This is a genomic window from Phyllobacterium phragmitis, assembly GCF_002980495.1.
Taxonomy (GTDB): domain Bacteria; phylum Pseudomonadota; class Alphaproteobacteria; order Rhizobiales; family Rhizobiaceae; genus Paramesorhizobium; species Paramesorhizobium phragmitis.
On the sequence record NZ_PVBR01000041.1, the window covers coordinates 1 to 16,448 of the forward strand.

At 60.4% G+C, this 16,448-nt stretch carries 9 protein-coding genes and 1 pseudogene; 9 read left to right on the forward strand and 1 reads right to left on the reverse strand.

Going from position 1 to position 16,448, the window contains the following annotated elements:
* The 5 genes from tnpB to C5748_RS26335 all read left to right on the forward strand — a co-directional run.
* Window positions 1-268 (forward strand): IS66 family insertion sequence element accessory protein TnpB (gene tnpB / locus C5748_RS26315; RefSeq protein ID WP_146119634.1); only part of this gene is annotated, 268 nt, incomplete at its 5' end.
* Window positions 269-313: 45 nt separating this feature from the next.
* On the forward strand, window positions 314-1,951 hold the full coding sequence (gene tnpC / locus C5748_RS26320) for an IS66 family transposase (RefSeq protein WP_105745887.1): 1,638 nt from the start codon (window positions 314-316) through the stop codon (window positions 1,949-1,951).
* 174 nt (window positions 1,952-2,125) lie between these two features.
* Window positions 2,126-2,797: an SOS response-associated peptidase gene (locus C5748_RS26325; RefSeq protein ID WP_105745889.1), complete on the forward strand. Its 672-nt coding sequence runs from the start codon at window positions 2,126-2,128 to the stop codon at window positions 2,795-2,797.
* Window positions 2,798-2,815: 18 nt separating this feature from the next.
* Window positions 2,816-3,949 (forward strand): DNA polymerase IV, encoded by a 1,134-nt coding sequence (dinB, locus tag C5748_RS26330; RefSeq protein ID WP_105745891.1) that lies wholly within the window; start codon window positions 2,816-2,818, stop codon window positions 3,947-3,949.
* 180 nt (window positions 3,950-4,129) lie between these two features.
* Window positions 4,130-5,257, forward strand: a complete 1,128-nt coding sequence (locus tag C5748_RS26335; protein WP_199194911.1) for an Abi family protein — start codon at window positions 4,130-4,132, stop codon at window positions 5,255-5,257.
* A gap of 344 nt (window positions 5,258-5,601) precedes the next feature.
* Here the strand turns inward: C5748_RS26335 and C5748_RS26340 are convergent, their stop codons facing one another.
* Window positions 5,602-6,396 carry an MFS transporter gene (locus C5748_RS26340; protein ID WP_105745892.1) on the reverse strand — a complete coding sequence of 265 codons (795 nt, stop codon included), beginning with the start codon at window positions 6,394-6,396 and terminating at the stop codon, window positions 5,602-5,604.
* Window positions 6,397-6,407: 11 nt separating this feature from the next.
* On the opposite strand from C5748_RS26340, the pseudogene C5748_RS26345 reads away from it, so the two are divergent.
* The 4 genes and pseudogenes from C5748_RS26345 to C5748_RS26365 form a co-directional block, all read left to right on the forward strand.
* Window positions 6,408-6,777, forward strand: a pseudogene (locus C5748_RS26345) (DUF3363 domain-containing protein); the annotation flags it as partial.
* A 426-nt stretch (window positions 6,778-7,203) separates the two neighbouring features.
* Window positions 7,204-8,247, forward strand: coding sequence for a helix-turn-helix domain-containing protein (locus C5748_RS26350; protein WP_105745894.1), 1,044 nt, complete (start codon window positions 7,204-7,206; stop codon window positions 8,245-8,247).
* A gap of 178 nt (window positions 8,248-8,425) precedes the next feature.
* Window positions 8,426-8,764, forward strand: coding sequence for a cupredoxin domain-containing protein (locus tag C5748_RS26355; RefSeq protein WP_105745896.1), 339 nt, complete (start codon window positions 8,426-8,428; stop codon window positions 8,762-8,764).
* Window positions 8,765-9,349: 585 nt separating this feature from the next.
* Window positions 9,350-16,448 (forward strand): autotransporter-associated beta strand repeat-containing protein (locus tag C5748_RS26365; protein WP_199194912.1); only part of this gene is annotated, 7,099 nt, incomplete at its 3' end.

Consider the following 16,448-nt stretch of genomic DNA (forward strand, 5'->3'; position numbering starts at 1 on the left):
CCCGATCGATTGCCGCGCCTTGCGACGCACACTCCTTGCTGTCCGGAATACGGATGAAACGGGTGCGTCACCGTCGCAAACTGCAACGAGGCAGAGGAACTGCCTGTATTTCCAACTGACCTACAAGAAGCTCGAGCGCGGCCGCTTTATATGGCCATCGGCGGCCGACGGGACGGTGGTTATCACGCCGGCGCAGCTCGGCTATTTGCTCGAAGGCATCGACTGGCGAATGCCGCAAAAAACCTGGCGTCCAAGCTCGGCTGGATAGCTGAAAGGGCTGGAAAGGCAGGTGCGAATATGATTCCCTCTGGCCATGACCGATGCGGCCGATCAGCTTCCCAATGACCTTGCCAGTGCGCATGCAATGATCCTCGCCGAGCGCGCGGCACGGCGTGAAGCCGAGGCCATTGCCGCCCGCGCCCAGGCGGTGAATGCGCATTCGGATGCGTTGATTGCCCGGATGAGACTGGAGATTGAAAAGCTCAGGCGCGACATCCACGGCAGTCGGTCAGAACGCAAGGCGCGGCTTCTCGACCAGATGGAATTGCAACTCGAGGAATTGGAAGCCGACGCCAGTCAGGACGAATTGGCGGCCGAGATGGCGGCACGGTCAGCGGCGGTCAGAGCCTTCGAACGCAAGCGCCCATCGCGTAAACCATTTCCCGAGCATCTGCCGCGCGAACGCGTCGTCGTTGCTGCTCCCTCAAGCTGCCCATGCTGCGGTTCGGCAAAGCTTTCCAAGCTTGGCGAGGACATCACCGAAACGCTGGAAGTGATCCCGCGTCAGTGGAAGGTCATCCAGACCGTGCGCGAGAAGTTTACCTGCCGCGAATGCGAGAAGATCACCCAGCCGCCGGCACCCTTCCACGTGACGTCGCGCGGCTTTGCCGGACCGAACCTTTTGGCTATGATCCTGTTCGAGAAGTTTGGTCAACATCAGCCGCTGAACCGACAGAGCGAGCGCTATGCCCGCGAAGGCATCGACCTCAGCCTCTCGACACTCGCCGACCAGGTCGGGGCCTGCACCGTCGCGCTGCGGCCGGTGCATGCGCTGATCGAGGCGCATGTGCTTGCCGCCGAGCGCCTGCATGGCGACGACACCACTGTGCCGATCCTGGCGAAGGGTAAGACCGATACGGGTCGCATCTGGACTTATGTCAGGGATGACCGGCCGTTCGGCGGGCAGTCGCCACCGGTAGCGCTCTATTATGCCTCGCGCGATCGGCGGCAGGAGCATCCCGAGCGCCATCTCAAAACCTTCACCGGCATTCTGCAGGCGGACGCCTATGGTGGCTACAACCCGCTATTCAAGGTGGATCGCGATCCTGTTCCGCTGACGCAGGCGCTGTGCTGGGCGCATTCACGACGCAAATTCTTCGTGCTTGCCGACATCGCCACCAATGCCAAACGCGGAAAGAATGCTGCCGCGATCTCGCCGGTTGCGCTGGAGGCGGTCAAGCGCATCGACGCGCTGTTCGACATCGAGCGCGACATCAATGGCATCTCAGCCAACGAACGGCTGCAACGACGCCAGCGCGACAGCCGCCCTCTCGTCGACGCGCTTGAGGACTGGCTGCGTGCCGAGCGGGCAAAACTGTCGCGCAGTTCACCTGTGGCCGAGCCAATCGACTATATGCTGAAGCGCTGGGATGGCTTCACATCCTTTCTTGGCGATGGCCGAATTTGCTTGACCAATAATGCCGCCGAAAGAGCATTGCGCGGCTTCGCTCTGGGCAGGAAATCCTGGCTCTTCGCCGGCTCCGATCGCGGTGCCGATCGCGCCGCCTTCATGGCAACGCTGATCATGACGGCCAAACTCAACGATATCGATCCGCAGGCCTGGCTGGCCGACGTTCTGTCGCGCATTGCCGACACGCCGATCACGCGGCTCGAGGACTTGCTCCCGTGGAACTGGAAAGCTCACAAGTCCGTAGCTGACGAAGCTGCTTGATCCGCGGCCTTCACCGCAGGCTTACGTTTATTCCGGCTAATCTGCTGAAGCTGTTTGAATGCCGCGCCTGGCCTGTTGTGTCACCGGGAACGGCGCCCAATATCGGACCGCGACAGGTCCGCCTCGATGTCGGCGCCAGGATGCGCGGTATGTGGCGGTAGGAGGAAGTCGGTAATGTGCAATCTCTATAGTCTCACAACGACGCGTGACGCCGTCATGGAGTTCACCAAGGCCTTCGCCGACAAAGCCGGCTGGAACGAACCGTCACTGGACATCTATCCGAACACACTCGCTCCCATCGTCCGTGTCGGCGCCGATGGCAAGCGCGAGATCGCGAGCGCCACCTGGGGCATGCCCACGCCACCAGCCTATATCAAGGGCAATTACGATCCCGGCGTCACCAATATCAGAAACGTCAACTCGTCTCACTGGCGACGATGGCTCGGCCCGACCAGCCGATGCGTCGTGCCATTCACCTCTTTCGCCGAGCCCGATCCGGCCAGCAAGGTCCCGGGCGGCCGCGTTCCCAATGCCTGGTTCGCTCGCAATGCGGATCGGCCGCTCATGTTCTTTGCTGGCTTCTGGACACTATGGAAAGGCGTCAGGAAGGTGCGTGACGGCGAGCGCGAATTCGAGCTCTTCGGGTTCCTCACGACATCGCCGAACGAGATCGTCAGCCCGATCCATCAGAAGGCTATGCCGGCGATCTTGACCACGCCGGAAGAGGTCGACCTCTGGCTGACCGGCGAGTGGGACGCGGTCAAGCACCTGCAGCGGCCTTTGCCCGGCAACATGCTGGTCGTCGTCGAGCCGCCGATCAAGCACGATAACGATCTTCTTCTATAGGCGGAAGCGGCAGGGAGAATGCTCACGATCAAGGATGACAGGCATGCCGGCGACTGTTCCGGGGAACCGGGACCGAGGCACGCCCCGGTCCGCAAGATTATCCATGTGGATATGGACGCCTTCTATGCGTCTGTCGAGCAGCGCGACAACCCAGGGCTCCGGGGAAAGCCGGTCGCGGTAGGCGGTTCTGCCGCGCGCGGCGTGGTGGCCGCCGCAAGCTACGAGGCGCGCGCATTTGGGGTGCGTTCGGCCCTGCCGTCCGTGACGGCGAGGCGCCGCTGTCCCGATCTCATCTTCGTCAAACCACGGTTTGACGTCTATCGCGCGGTGTCGGCGCAGATTCACCAGATCTTCGCCGAGCATACCAACTTGATCGAGCCGCTCTCCCTTGATGAAGCCTACCTCGACGTCACCGAGAACAAGCAGAACATCCCGATCGCCACCGACATCGCCACGATTATCCGCGCCCGGATCAACGAAGTGACCGGTCTTAACGCCTCGGCCGGGATTTCCTATTGCAAGTTCCTGGCGAAGATGGCGAGCGATCTCAACAAGCCGAACGGCCAGGCGGTCATCACCCCGAGAACGGGCCCTGAGTTCGTTGCCAATCTGCCGATCAAGAAGTTCCACGGCGTGGGGCCGGCAACGGCCGCAAAGATGCAGCGGCTGCGGATTGAGACCGGCGCCGATCTAAGGGAAAAGCCTCTGGCCTTCCTGCAGGAGCATTTCGGGAAGTCCGGGAGCTGGTATTACCTGATCGCACGCGGGATCGACGAGCGGCCGGTTCAGCCCAACCGCCCGCGAAAATCCGTCGGCGCCGAAGACACCTTCGCGGTTGACATCTTCGATCTCGATGCGGCGCGCGCCGAATTGGCGCCACTGGCCGATAAAGTCTGGCGGCATTGCGAGACCAAGGAGATTAGCGGTCGCACTGTGACGCTGAAGGTGAAGTTTGCGGATTTCCATCAGATCACCCGGAGGCGCACATTGCCGAGGCCGATCACTGGTCAAGGGGAGTTGCTGGACGTGGCGCGGGCACTAATCTCGGAACTGTTTCCGTTCCCAAAGGGCGTCCGCCTGCTCGGCGTCACGATTTCAAGTCTGAATGATCGAACTCAGGTCGAGCGAGCACAACTGTCGCTTCTCGACTGATCACCGAGCACAACTCGCCACGGCAAGGTCGGGGTGCTCTACTGAAGCCGCCTAGCCGGCTGCTGCGGATACTCGTCAGCCCTCGTCGAGAGCGATTCGGTATGTTACCTAGCCATCAAAATGAAACACCAGGTGAGGACTGGCCTGACCTGGTGCACATAAATTTTCTGTCGAAGGCGCTTGGAAAACCAGTGGGGCCTGTTCGACTGCTTGGGGGGTTATCGTCGCTTTATGGCCGAAAGTCAAGTTCCTTATCCGTACACGCAGCCGCAGCTGCAGGCGATCCGGGCGTCGATCTCAGAGCCCCGCTTTGCCACCTACTTGTCGAAAGGAGGAAATCACGAAGCATACGCGCTGGCACTGTATCTTTATAACGCCCGGCTCGCAAAAGCGTTCCTCTATCCTCTCAACGTGGTGGAAGTGACGCTGCGCAATGCGGTTGATGAAGTCCTCGTCGCCACGTTTCAACAAAACTGGCACCAAACAGAGGCGTTCCGAAGCGACACGCTGACGGTCGAGGGGCTGGCAACGTTGAACAAGGCGATCCAGCGCGCCGGCCCGAACGCATCGCGCGATCAAGTAATTGCGACGCTGACATTCGACTTTTGGTCGAATCTATTCCGATCGGACTATGGCTCTCTCTGGCGAACCAATGTGAACCGGGCTTTCCCACATTTGAGGCATGGAGAGAGTCGGCAGGACATTCAGAACCTGGTGAAGGCGATTAATGCCTTCCGAAACCGCGTGGCCCATCACGAGCCAGTCCTGGACATGAACATTACCGACATCCACGGAAAGATTATCCGCTTGACGGAACTTCGTTGTGTAGAGACGGCCGCGTGGATGCGACATTACTCGACCGTCGGAGCCGTCGTTAGAACGCGCCCACGCCGCGACGGTACGATGGCAAACAGTCTCTCAACGAAACTCGACAAAAACTATGTGAGCGCAATGCCCGACACGCAGCTCAGCGACCTGGTTGGAGCCATCGACGAGAAGCATGCGGCGATCATTTGCATGGATCAAAACGGGCGCCCGATGGCCGCTTTTACCTCACTCGATGTAACGCGCTACATCAGCGCGCGTGCAAAGGAACTCGATGGCCTGATCGCGCTCACTGAACACACGGTCGCTGACTTAATCAATAACATCGCGATCGACGAGCGTTGGGTGACAATGGATGAAGCGGAGCCTGTGAGCCTAGCAGTCAAAGAATTGCAAAAGCCGCGCATCCAGGTTCTTGTCGGCATTGAGCGCGAGTCCGGCAAGGCAACGGGGGCGATCGTTCGCGCTCACCGGAGATATTAGGCCGTACACTCATGGAGCGCAGAGAACTGTTCTCATTTCGGCGCGGTCGTTCCTGACCGCAAACGACATGTGACCCGCGCTTGTCCGACTGGCGCGCCGCCACTACTCACGGCAGTGTGTACTTTGCCTCGTTGCCGGGTCGGAATGGTTGTCGTACGATGGTAGTGGCCATCCGCAAGTCGGCTGCGATGCGGACCCTATCAGAAATCGACATTGCAACTCTCTGTCCGCGACTATCATGGATAGTTCTTCCTCCTCTGAGGAGATTCAATCAGGAAGCGTCACCCGCGAGAACAGATCCGTTGCCGGTGCCGCGCCCTCGAAGCCGCCCATCTTCTCAAAGATCACCGCCGATTGACCGGTGGAAACCCATGGCGTGACGCTATCCAGGCAACCAGCAGCGCCGGGACCGTCAGCGCGAGAAGCGCCCACGGGAACGACGCCACGCCCAAACCATCCAGCAACAGCCCTCCCAAAAGTCCGCCACCCGCAACGCCGGTATTCCAGACCGTGACGAACATCGCCTGGGCGACGTCGGTGGCCTCGCCCGCGGCTTTCGCCTCGGCTGTCTGGAACAGCGTCGGCGCTCCACCCATCACAAGGCCCCACACCACCGCCGCCGCAAAGACAACCGTCGGCGAAGCACTGGCGAGCCCCAGAGCGAGCGCAACCCCGCCGAATCCCAGCAGACTTGCGAGCATCAGTCGGCGGAGATGCCGGTCGATCAACGAACCGACGACCCAGAGGCCCAGAACGCCTGCAAAGCCGAAGGTCAAAAGCACCAGATCGACACGATCTGCGAGGCCGGACGGGAGGAGGAACGGTGCGATGTAGGTGTAGAGAATGTTGTGCGCGACGACGAACACCAACATCGTGAACAGGATCGGCCGCAATCCGGGCAATGTCAGAACCCGAGCGACAGAAAGCTGCTTGCCGCGCTGCTGGCCCGGAAAATCCGGCAATCGGGCGAGGCTCCAGACAATCAGCGCCAACGCCAGCGCGCTCATCAGCCCGAAGGATACGCGCCAGCCGAGAAGAACGCCCAGCCAGGTTCCGGCAGGAACGCCAAGCGTGAAGGCCAGCGGCCCACCGATGCCAGTGATGGCTATGGCGCGGCCAGCAAGATGGGGCGGCACCATGCGCGCCGCATATGGACAAGCGCCGCGAGTATCATATCGAACGGGGCGATGCCGCCCGTCATCCAAACGGTGGCATCGCCTATCGGCGCAACCTCCTCGCCACGCTGCGAGCGCGAGCTTGCTCGCGTCGGCGCGGAGATGGCCGCGACCAAGGCGCTGCCGTTCCGGGCCGTGGCCGATGGCGAGGCCGTCAGCGGCAAATTCACGGGGACCGTCCAGCTATCGAGCGGCAAGTTCGCGATCGTCGAGCAGAGCCATGAGTTCACCCTTGTCCCGTGGCGGCCTGTTATTGACCGCCAGCTTGGCCGCGAGGTCAGCGGCATCGTGCAGGGTGGTTCGGTGTCGTGGCAGTTGGGGCGGCAGAGAGGAATTGCCCTGTAGCGCCGATTGAGAGAAGGCCGAAGTCGGGATCCTCTCGCGCTTTGGCGCCTATCAAGGGATGTCGACTACAAGCAGCCTACCGCGATTTCAGGACGCCGTTGTCCGACGTCGAACCGCTTGCGCCTTTGGGCGGCGGTTTTCGTGCGCATGCGAAGGTCTATGATTTGGGGGGCGTGCGGATGGGGTCGCGACATAGCCCAGGGTAGTGGTTCCGTGGGCTGCCGGCGTGGGTTTGTTGGTCATCGGACCTGTGACCAGGTCACATGAGGCTTCCTCTTCCGCGCAAATATCTTCCCAATTCGCGCAAATTTGAGGCTGCTTATCGCATCGTCAGCCGATGCTTGCTAAATGTGATCGGTTTGGTGGGCGCGAAGATCTTCGGATTCGCTATGATACTGTGCCGCGTGTGTTTAGGGGAAAGATTTATTGACTGAACATTCAGAATTTACCGGCGACCAGAGGCCGATCCCAAGTTTTCAGTTCTCGACAGAAAACCTTGATGTGGAAGATCAGTTCGAAGCCTGGCGTGATTTCATTGCCCCCATTGCCGAAGTCAAGAAATTGTCTCCATTGGACGGCGGTTATCTGGCGCATATGCAGGCCTACAATTTAGGCGTACTCCAGATGGCTTTGATTAATAATGCGCTTTCCTATATCAATTATACCGACACGGACAGGCGCAAATATGGCATCGAGGACTGGAGCCTGACCATTCTGACAAAAGGAGCCATGCAATTCACGTCCGGTGACACGACACTGAATATGACGCCGGGTAACATGTTCGTTCATTCTTATACGACCCCGTATTCGGGAAGCGTGCAAGATATGGAAATTTTGCAGATTATGCTGAACCGCGATGAATTTTGCGATGTGGCCGATGATCTCGACAGGATGGTCGATCGACATTTGACGGGGCCGATGTCGCAAATCCTGCGCGACTTTCTTCTCTCCCTCGCTAGCCACGCCGATAGATTAAGCATTGCCGATATCCCGGCGGTGACAGAGGCCTTTACGCATCTTTTGAAGGCGGTGGTTCGCCCTAACGCGGATACGCTCGAGGCCGCCAGATTGCCCATCGCGGCGACAAAACTTGCTGCGGCAAAGCGTATTATAAACGAGAATTTGAAATCGCCCGATCTCACCCCGGATATGCTCTGCGCGAGGTTGGGAATTTCACGTCGCCAGCTTGTCTATATTTTCGAGCGCTATGGCGGTGTCATGAAGTTCATCTCTCAGCGTCGGCTGACGGCCTGCTATAAGGAACTTGCGACCTCGAATGACAAAAAGCGGATCAGTACAGTCGCTCACGCATATGGCTTTAACAATCTCTCATCGTTCTACCGGCAGTTTCAAGCGCGATACGGGTTTAGTCCGGGTGAGGCACGGGCCGCCTGGCTGAGCGGCCACACGCTGAACGAGTCCAAGGGGGGCACTTTTACCGACTGGCTGATGCGGGCCGACAAAACCTGATCTGGATTTTTCTTTTTCTCCATACACTTATCAATTCGCGCACATCCTTTCCCATTGCGCGCAATTTCGTGCCTCCCCTCTCGCGCACCCGAAAAGCGTCGGCTATGCGGGAGACATCCGCGCGCCAGGGAGACCCCCTTCGCACCACTTAAACAACCAATTTCAAGGGGCCACCTCCATGTTCAACAAAATCCGCTCTTCCCGTTTCATTCTCGCCAGCGCGCTCGGTCTCGCTCTGGCAATGCTTGCCGCCGGCCAGTCTTATGCGGCCGATCACCTTGTCGATATCCAGAGCATGAAATTCTCCGTGCCCACGCTCGAAGTCGCCGTCGGTGACACCATCACCTTCACCAATCACGACGCCGCGCCCCATACCGCGACCGCCAGGGACGGCTCGTTTGATACCGGCCGTCTGGCGAAGGGCGAGAGCGCGACGGTCACCATCACCACAGCGGGCACGTTCGACTATTTCTGCGCCGTGCATCCGTCAATGAAGGCGGGCATCACCGCACAGTAGCAATCACTCATGCCCATTCCGCTGCTTTTCATCCCCTTCGTCGCCTAATCTCATGGCGCTGGGGCTGATAGGCGGCGGGATGGGCCGGATAGCGCGCGGCCCGACCCGAGTGCGGACGATCTGACGCTGTAACGCGCCCTCCGCCAATCCCATTTGCTTTGCACCCCCACCCCTAACCTCTCCCCCTTGTGGGGAGGGGTTAGGGGTGGGGGTATTGAGCAAAGCCGAAGTCAAATGCGATTGCTCTGGCACGCTCCTGCCAATCGCGGGCATTTCGTCTCCCTCGATTCGCTCAATTCACGATCTTCTTGACGGCGCTTTTCAGCCGAAATCCACCTGTCGACAGGGCGGCGCGCGGCGCGTGGTTCTCACTCCACGCACATCTTTTCCCACCGCGCGCAAATGCGATCCGCGCCTATGGCGCAACGATAAATCACTGCTTAACCAAGGAAAAAAGCTGCGGGCCGCGCGCAGGACGGCATTCGTCGTTTGCACGCGCCCGCAGTTTCGCGCGCCAGATCTCGTCGCGTTTTCCGCGTGGGGCGGCAAGTGGATCTGGCCATTGTAAACCTGAGGGGTTCTTTTATGAGCAGCACGACATTTCTGAAAAACCGCAACATTGCGCGTGCTGTTTTGATGGCCACAACCGCGCTGGTGAGCGTCCTGCCGATGGCGGCCTATGCGGCGGACAAGGAAGTTGGCGGCGGCGCGGTGGAAACCATCAGCACGACCGAGGCTTTTGATTCTGTCAGGGTTGGTCATGGTGGCACGGGCGCGGGCACGCTCACCATCAATGGCAATGGCACGGTGAGCAGTACCGACGCCTTCATCGGTGGCCTGGACGCCGACACAGGCACCGTGACGGTGACAGGCTCTGGCGCAAGCTGGACAAATTCGACAAATTTTCAGGTTGGCATTTTGGGCACGGGCACACTCAATGTGCTGGACGGCGGCACGGTTACGCAGAATGGCGCTAACCTTCAGGTGAACCAAGGTGACGGGACGAGCACGGTTCATGTGTCTGATTCTGGCTCAACGCTAAACACGAATATTTTCACCATCGGGTTGGGCACCGGTGGCACCGGCACCTTGCTTATTGAGAATGGCGGCGCGGTGAACAGCACGGATGCCGTGCTCGGCGATAATACGTCTCTCGCCACGGGCATCGCAACGGTGACGGGCGCGGGGTCAATCTGGACAAATACGGAAGCCATGATCGTCGGCAATCTGGGCACAGGCACGCTGACCATTGCTGATGGCGGTGTTGTCAACAGCAGTAGCACCACGGGAATCAATGCCGTAAGCGGCAGTATCGGCTTCGGGGCGGGTTCCACAGGCACGGTGACGGTCACGGGTGCGGGTTCGACTTGGGCACATGCGCAGGATCTTCACATCGGCGGGGCCGGAGACGGCACGCTTAATGTCCAAAACGGGGGCAGCGTCACAATAGCGGATGATATTCGCGTTGGTTCCGAGGGCACGGGCACGCTGAATATCGACAGTGGCGGGAGCGTTTCTGTTGTTGATTTGATTTCGATTGGGCGCGAGGCGGGCAGCACAGGCACGCTAACAATTCAAAACGGCGGTGCGGCAACCAGCGATAGTGGTATAATCGGCCACAACTCTGGCAGCACAGGCACGGCGAGCGTGACGGGGGCGGGGTCAATCTGGACGAATACGAACCGCGTGTTTGTTGGCTCCAGTGGCACCGGCACGCTGACCATTGCCGATGGCGGCACGGTCACCAGTAGTGGTGCCCTTGGCGCCGTCATCGCCAACGTCTCAGGCTCCACTGGCACGCTCAATATCGGCGCGGCTGCGGCTGATACGGCAGCGGCAGCGGGCACGCTTAATACCGCTGGGCTGACTTTTGGCGGGGGGACGGGGACACTCAATTTCAATCACACCGACACAAACTACACGTTCGGTGCGGCCATGGCATCTCTCGCAAGCAGCACCGGTACGATTAACCAGATCGCGGGGGTCACCAACCTGACGGCTGATTCCTCCGGCTTTACGGGCGATACCAACATCACGGGCGGCACGTTGAATGTGACGGGCAAACTTGGCAGCACGAAGATGGCAGTGAAAGATGGTGCGCTAATCATCAGTGGAACTGGTGTGATGAGCAGTACCGATGGCTCCATCGGCGGCACCAACTCCTTGACCTCCGACACAGGCATCGTGACGGTGACGGGCACGGGCGCGAGCTGGACAAATTCGGCAAATTTTGACGTTGGCATTGTCAGCGGCACGGGCGTACTTAATGTACTGGACGGCGGCACGGTTACGCAGAATGGCAGTAACCTTCTGCTGAGTGTCAGTGGCGGGGATGGCACCGTTAATGTTTGGGGCCCTGGCTCAACGCTGAACGCGAATATTTTCAATATCGGGTCGAGCAGCACCGGCACCGGCATACTCAATATCGAGAACAGCGGCGCGGTGAACAGCACGGATGCCGTGCTCGGCGATACGTCTCAAGCCACGGGCATCGCAACGGTGACGGGCGCGGGATCGACTTGGACAAATTCGGCATTTCTTACGGTGGGACAGAGCGGCACAGGCACGCTCAATGTGTTGGATGGCGGGGCGGTTTCGGCGACGAATGGCATCATCATTGGCTCGCTTGCCAGCGGCAATGGCACGGCGACGGTTTCGGGCGCGAACTCAGCGTTGACGACGACCTCGGACATAACAATCGGCAGTTTTGGCAGCGGCACGCTGGATATTCTGACCGGCGGCACGGTCACGCAAACGGGATCTGTTTTCGTTGTGGGGTCCAATGCTGGCAGCACGGGCACAGTGAAGGTTTCGGGCACGGACGCGGTGCTGAACACGAAGCTCTTCACCCTCGGCAGTATCGGAAATGGCACACTCACGGTTGAGAGTGGCGGCGCGGTAAACAGTACGGATGCCATTATCGGCTCTGTCAACACATCGACAAGCACGGCGAACGTGACGGGCGCGGGATCAACCTGGAAGAACACTGGGGATATTCGCGTTGGCGATTCAGGCACGGGAACGCTGAATGTTTTGGCGGGCGCGGAAGTATTGGTTTTTGATGATGTTATTATTGGGCGCAATTTTGGCAGCACGGGCACAACCACGGTTTCAGGCGCAGGCTCGTCGCTGGCAGCGGTAGACGAAATCATCGTCGGCGAGGCGGGCGCGGGCACGCTCACTCTTGCTGACGGCGGGGTGGTTACCAGCGTTATAGGCACTGCTCAAATGGCGACTCTCTCAGGCTCCACTGGCACGCTGAACATCGGTTCGGCACCGCTAACCATCGGTTCGGCACCGTCGACCATCACCGAGGCGGCGGGTACGCTGAACGCCACGACGCTGGCCTTTGGCGCGGGGACGGGCACGCTCAACTTCAACCACACCGACACAAACTACACTTTCGGCGCGGGCATTGTCTCTGGCACAGGCACCGCCACCATCAACCAGATCGCGGGCGTCACCAACCTGACGGGTGATTCCTCCGGCTTTGCGGGCGATACCAACATCTCCGGTGGCACGTTGAATGTGACGGGCAAGCTTGGCAGCCGGTTTATGAGCGTGGAAGACGGTGTACTCAGCGTTACGGGCACGGGGTCGCAGGTGGCGGCTACGTCGGCCGTGATCGTCGGCGATGCGGGCACGGGTTCACTCACCCTTGATAATGGCGGGGCACTGAGCGCGAATTTTATCGATGTCGGTCGCGATGGAACCGGCACCTTGCTTATCAACAATGGCAGCAGTGTCTCGTCTGCTTCAGATATCGCTATAGGTTCGAATGTAGGCGGCACAGGCACAGGCACGGCACTGGTTTCGGGCGCGGGCTCAACGTTGACGGCGACAGGGTTCGTGAAAATCGGCGATGAGGGCACGGGCACGCTCACGCTTGCAGATGGCGGTACGCTCAGCAATTCAGTCGTCAGGATCGCGAACCTTACAGGCTCCACCGGCACGCTCAATATCGGCGCGGCGGCGGGGAGTGCGGCAGCGGCGGCAGGTACACTCAACGCCACAACGCTGGACTTTCGCTCTGGGACGGGCACGCTCAACTTCAATCATACGGACACGAACTACACCTTCGGTGCAGCCCTGGCTTCTGGCGCGAGCGGCACCCACACGATGAATCAGATTGCGGGCGTCACCAACCTGACCGCCAATTCCGCCGGTTTTACCGGCACGACCAACATCAGCGGGGGGCTTCTCTCGGTGAACGATACGCTCGGCGGCACGGTGAATGTCACGGGCGGCACGTTGGGCGGATCGGGCACGTTAACAGGCGATGTTGCTGTCACCAATGGCGCGATTGCGGCGGGCAACAGCCCCGGCACCTTGACAATCGACGGCAACCTATCGCTTGCCTCTGGCTCATCGCTCAATTTCGAGCTTGGCAGCCCTTCGGGTACAGCGGGCGTCGATAGCGATCTCATCAATGTTGGCGGCGATCTCACGCTTGATGGTACGCTCAATGTCTCCGACGCGGGCGGGTTTGGTGCGGGGCTTTATCGCCTCATCAATTATAGCGGGGCGCTCACCGATGAGGTGCTCGAAATTGGCAGCGCGCCAACTGGCTATGGCAGTTCCAATCTCACCGTGCAGACGGCGACGGCAAACCAGGTGAATTTGCTGGTCGATGCTGCATTGGCGTCCTTCTGGGATGGTGGCAATATAACGGCCAACAATAGCGTGGATGGCGGCGCGGGCACGTGGAGCGTCACCGGCAACAACTGGACATTTGCCGATGGCAGCGTCAACGGCGTTTTCGATCCCTCGGTGTTGCTGATTTTCTCCGGCACGGGGGACACGGTAACGGTGGATAGCAGCGCGGGCGCGATTACCACCTCGGCCGGCATGCAGTTCGCCGCAGACGGCTACACGATCACCGGCGACGATATTGCGCTCACCAGTGCGACGGCTTTCCGTGTCGGCGACGGCACAAGCGCGGGGGCGGGCTTCACCGCGACTGTCGCTTCAAATCTCACTGGCACAGGTTCGCTCAACAAAACCGACCTTGGCACGCTGGTTCTGACCGGCGCGAATACCTACACCGGCGGCACGACCGTTTCCGGCGGCACCCTGGTTGGCAACACGACGAGCCTGCAGGGCGACATCGTCAACAACGCCGCGCTGACCTTCGATCAGGCATCGGCAGGCACCTATGCCGGAATTATCTCCGGCACTGGCACACTGACCAAGGGCGGCGCGGGCGCGCTGACATTGACCGGGGCCAATACCTATACTGGCGGCACGACCATTTCGGCGGGCACCCTGATCGGCAATGCGACGAGCCTGCAAGGCGACATCGTCAACAACGCCGCGCTCACCTTCGATCAGGCATCAGCGGGCACCTATGCCGGGATCATCTCCGGCACGGGCGCACTGACCAAGGACGGGGCGGGCGCGCTGACGCTGACCGGAGCCAATACCTATACCGGCGGCACGACTATTTCGGCCGGAACCCTGATCGGCGACGCGACAAGCCTGCAGGGCAATATCGTGAACAACGCGGCGCTCACCTTCGATCAGGCATCAACGGGCACCTATGCTGGAATTATCTCCGGCACCGGCGCGCTGACCAAATCTGACGCGGGCGCGCTGACGTTGACCGGTGCCAATAGCTACACCGGCGGCACGACTATTTCGGCGGGCACCTTGATCGGCAACACGACAAGCCTTCAGGGCGATATCGTCAACAACGCCGCGCTTACCTTCAACCAGACGAGCGATGGCACCTATGGCGGTGTGATCTCAGGTAGCGGAGCGCTGACCAAGGCCGGTGCGAGCGAACTGGTCCTGACCGGCGACAGTTCGGCCTATGCGGGCACGACCGATATCGCCGCGGGCCTTCTCTCGGTAAACGGCGCTATGGGCGGCACGGTGAATGTCACGGGCGGCAAGGTGGGCGGGTCGGGTACGCTTTCGGGTGATGTCATTGTCACCAATGGCGCGATTGCGGCGGGCAATTCGCCCGGCACGCTCACCATCGGCGGTGATCTGACGCTTGCCTCCGGTTCATCGCTCGATTTCGAGCTTGGCAGCCCCTCCGGGACTGCGGGCGTCGATAGCGACCTCATCAATGTTGGCGGTGATCTGACCCTCGACGGCACGTTGAACGTCACCGATGCGGGCGGGTTCGGGGCGGGGCTTTATCGCCTTGTCAATTATAGCGGCACGCTCACCGATAACGTGCTCGAAATCGGCGCCGCGCCAACTGGCTATGGCAGTTCTAATCTCACCGTGCAGACAGCAACGGCAAATCAGGTGAACCTGCTGGTCGATGCGGCATTGGCATCCTTCTGGGATGGTGGAAATACATCTGCCAACAATGCGGTGGATGGGGGCGCGGGCACATGGAGCGCCACGGGCAACAACTGGACATTTGCCGATGGCAGCGTCAACAGCGTGTTCGACCCCTCGGTATTGCTGATCTTCACCGGAACGGCGGGCACGGTCACGGTGGATGACAGCGCAGGCGCCATTTCCACCTCAGCCGGCATGCAGTTCGCCGCAGACGGCTACACAATCACCGGCGACGATGTGGCGCTCACCGGTGCGACGGCCTTCCGCGTCGGCGACGGCACAAGCGCCGGGGCGGGTTTCACCGCGACGATCGCTTCCAACCTCACCGGCACGGGTTCGCTCGACAAAACCGACCTCGGCACGCTGGTTCTGACTGGAGCCAATACATATACGGGCGGCACGACCGTTTCCGGCGGCATGCTGGTTGGCAACACGACGAGCCTGCAAGGCGACATCGTGAACAACGCCGCGCTGACTTTCGACCAAGGCACGGCTGGAACCTATGCGGGCGCGATCTCCGGCACAGGCGCACTGACCAAGTCAGGGGCGGGAGAGCTGGTCCTGACCGGAAACAGCTCGGCCTATGCGGGAACAACCGATATTGCAGCGGGTCTTCTCGCTGTGAACGGCTCGCTCGGCGGCGCGATTAACCTCTTTGGCGGCACGCTTGGCGGTTCGGGCACGCTGAGCAACGTCACCATCGCTTCCGGGGGCACGCTGGCGCCCGGCAACTCCATCGGCACGCTCAACGTCGCCAACATCACCATCAATGCCGGTTCGACCTACACGGTTGAACTCAACGATGGCGGTTTTGTCGCTGGCACCAACAACGATCTTCTCAACGCCACCGGCACGGCGACCATCAATGGCGGCAATGTGCATGTGACGCCCGTCAACGGCACTGACGACGGTTCGACCTATACCGTTGGTGACGTCTATACGATCATCACGGCGGGCACGGCCGTTACCGGCACGTTCGACACGCTGACCGACGACTACGCCTTCCTCAATTTCGCACTCGGCTATGACGCGAACAATGTTTTCCTAACATCCTCTCTTGCGACGGCGAGCTTCTGCCTTACCGGGATGACGGCCAATCAGTGCGCAGCGGGCAACGGTGTTTTCTCGCTGGATAGCGGCAGTCTGTTCACGGCAGTGCTGAACCTTTCCAACGCCGAGGTATCCGGCGCTCTGGGTCAGCTCTCCGGAGAGATCCATGCTTCCGCCAAGACCGCATTGGTCGAAGACAGCCGCTTCCTTCGCAACGCCGTCAACGATCGCATCCGTGCCGCCTTCGATGGCGTCGGCGCTTCCGGCGGGACAGTCATGGCCTATGGCGATGGCGGGCCGCAGGCGGTGGCGGCGACCACGGATCGCTTCGCGCTCT

What these genes read in the sequence shown, in the direction of transcription:
- tnpC (WP_105745887.1), top strand. Translation starts at nt 314, where the DNA reads ATGACCGATGCGGCCGATCAGCTTCCCAATGACCTTGCCAGTGCGCAT.
- C5748_RS26325 (WP_105745889.1), top strand. Translation starts at nt 2,126, where the DNA reads ATGTGCAATCTCTATAGTCTCACAACGACGCGTGACGCCGTCATGGAG.
- dinB (WP_105745891.1), top strand. Translation starts at nt 2,816, where the DNA reads ATGCTCACGATCAAGGATGACAGGCATGCCGGCGACTGTTCCGGGGAA.
- C5748_RS26340 (WP_105745892.1), bottom strand. Translation starts at nt 6,396, where the DNA reads ATGGTGCCGCCCCATCTTGCTGGCCGCGCCATAGCCATCACTGGCATC.
- C5748_RS26355 (WP_105745896.1), top strand. Translation starts at nt 8,426, where the DNA reads ATGTTCAACAAAATCCGCTCTTCCCGTTTCATTCTCGCCAGCGCGCTC.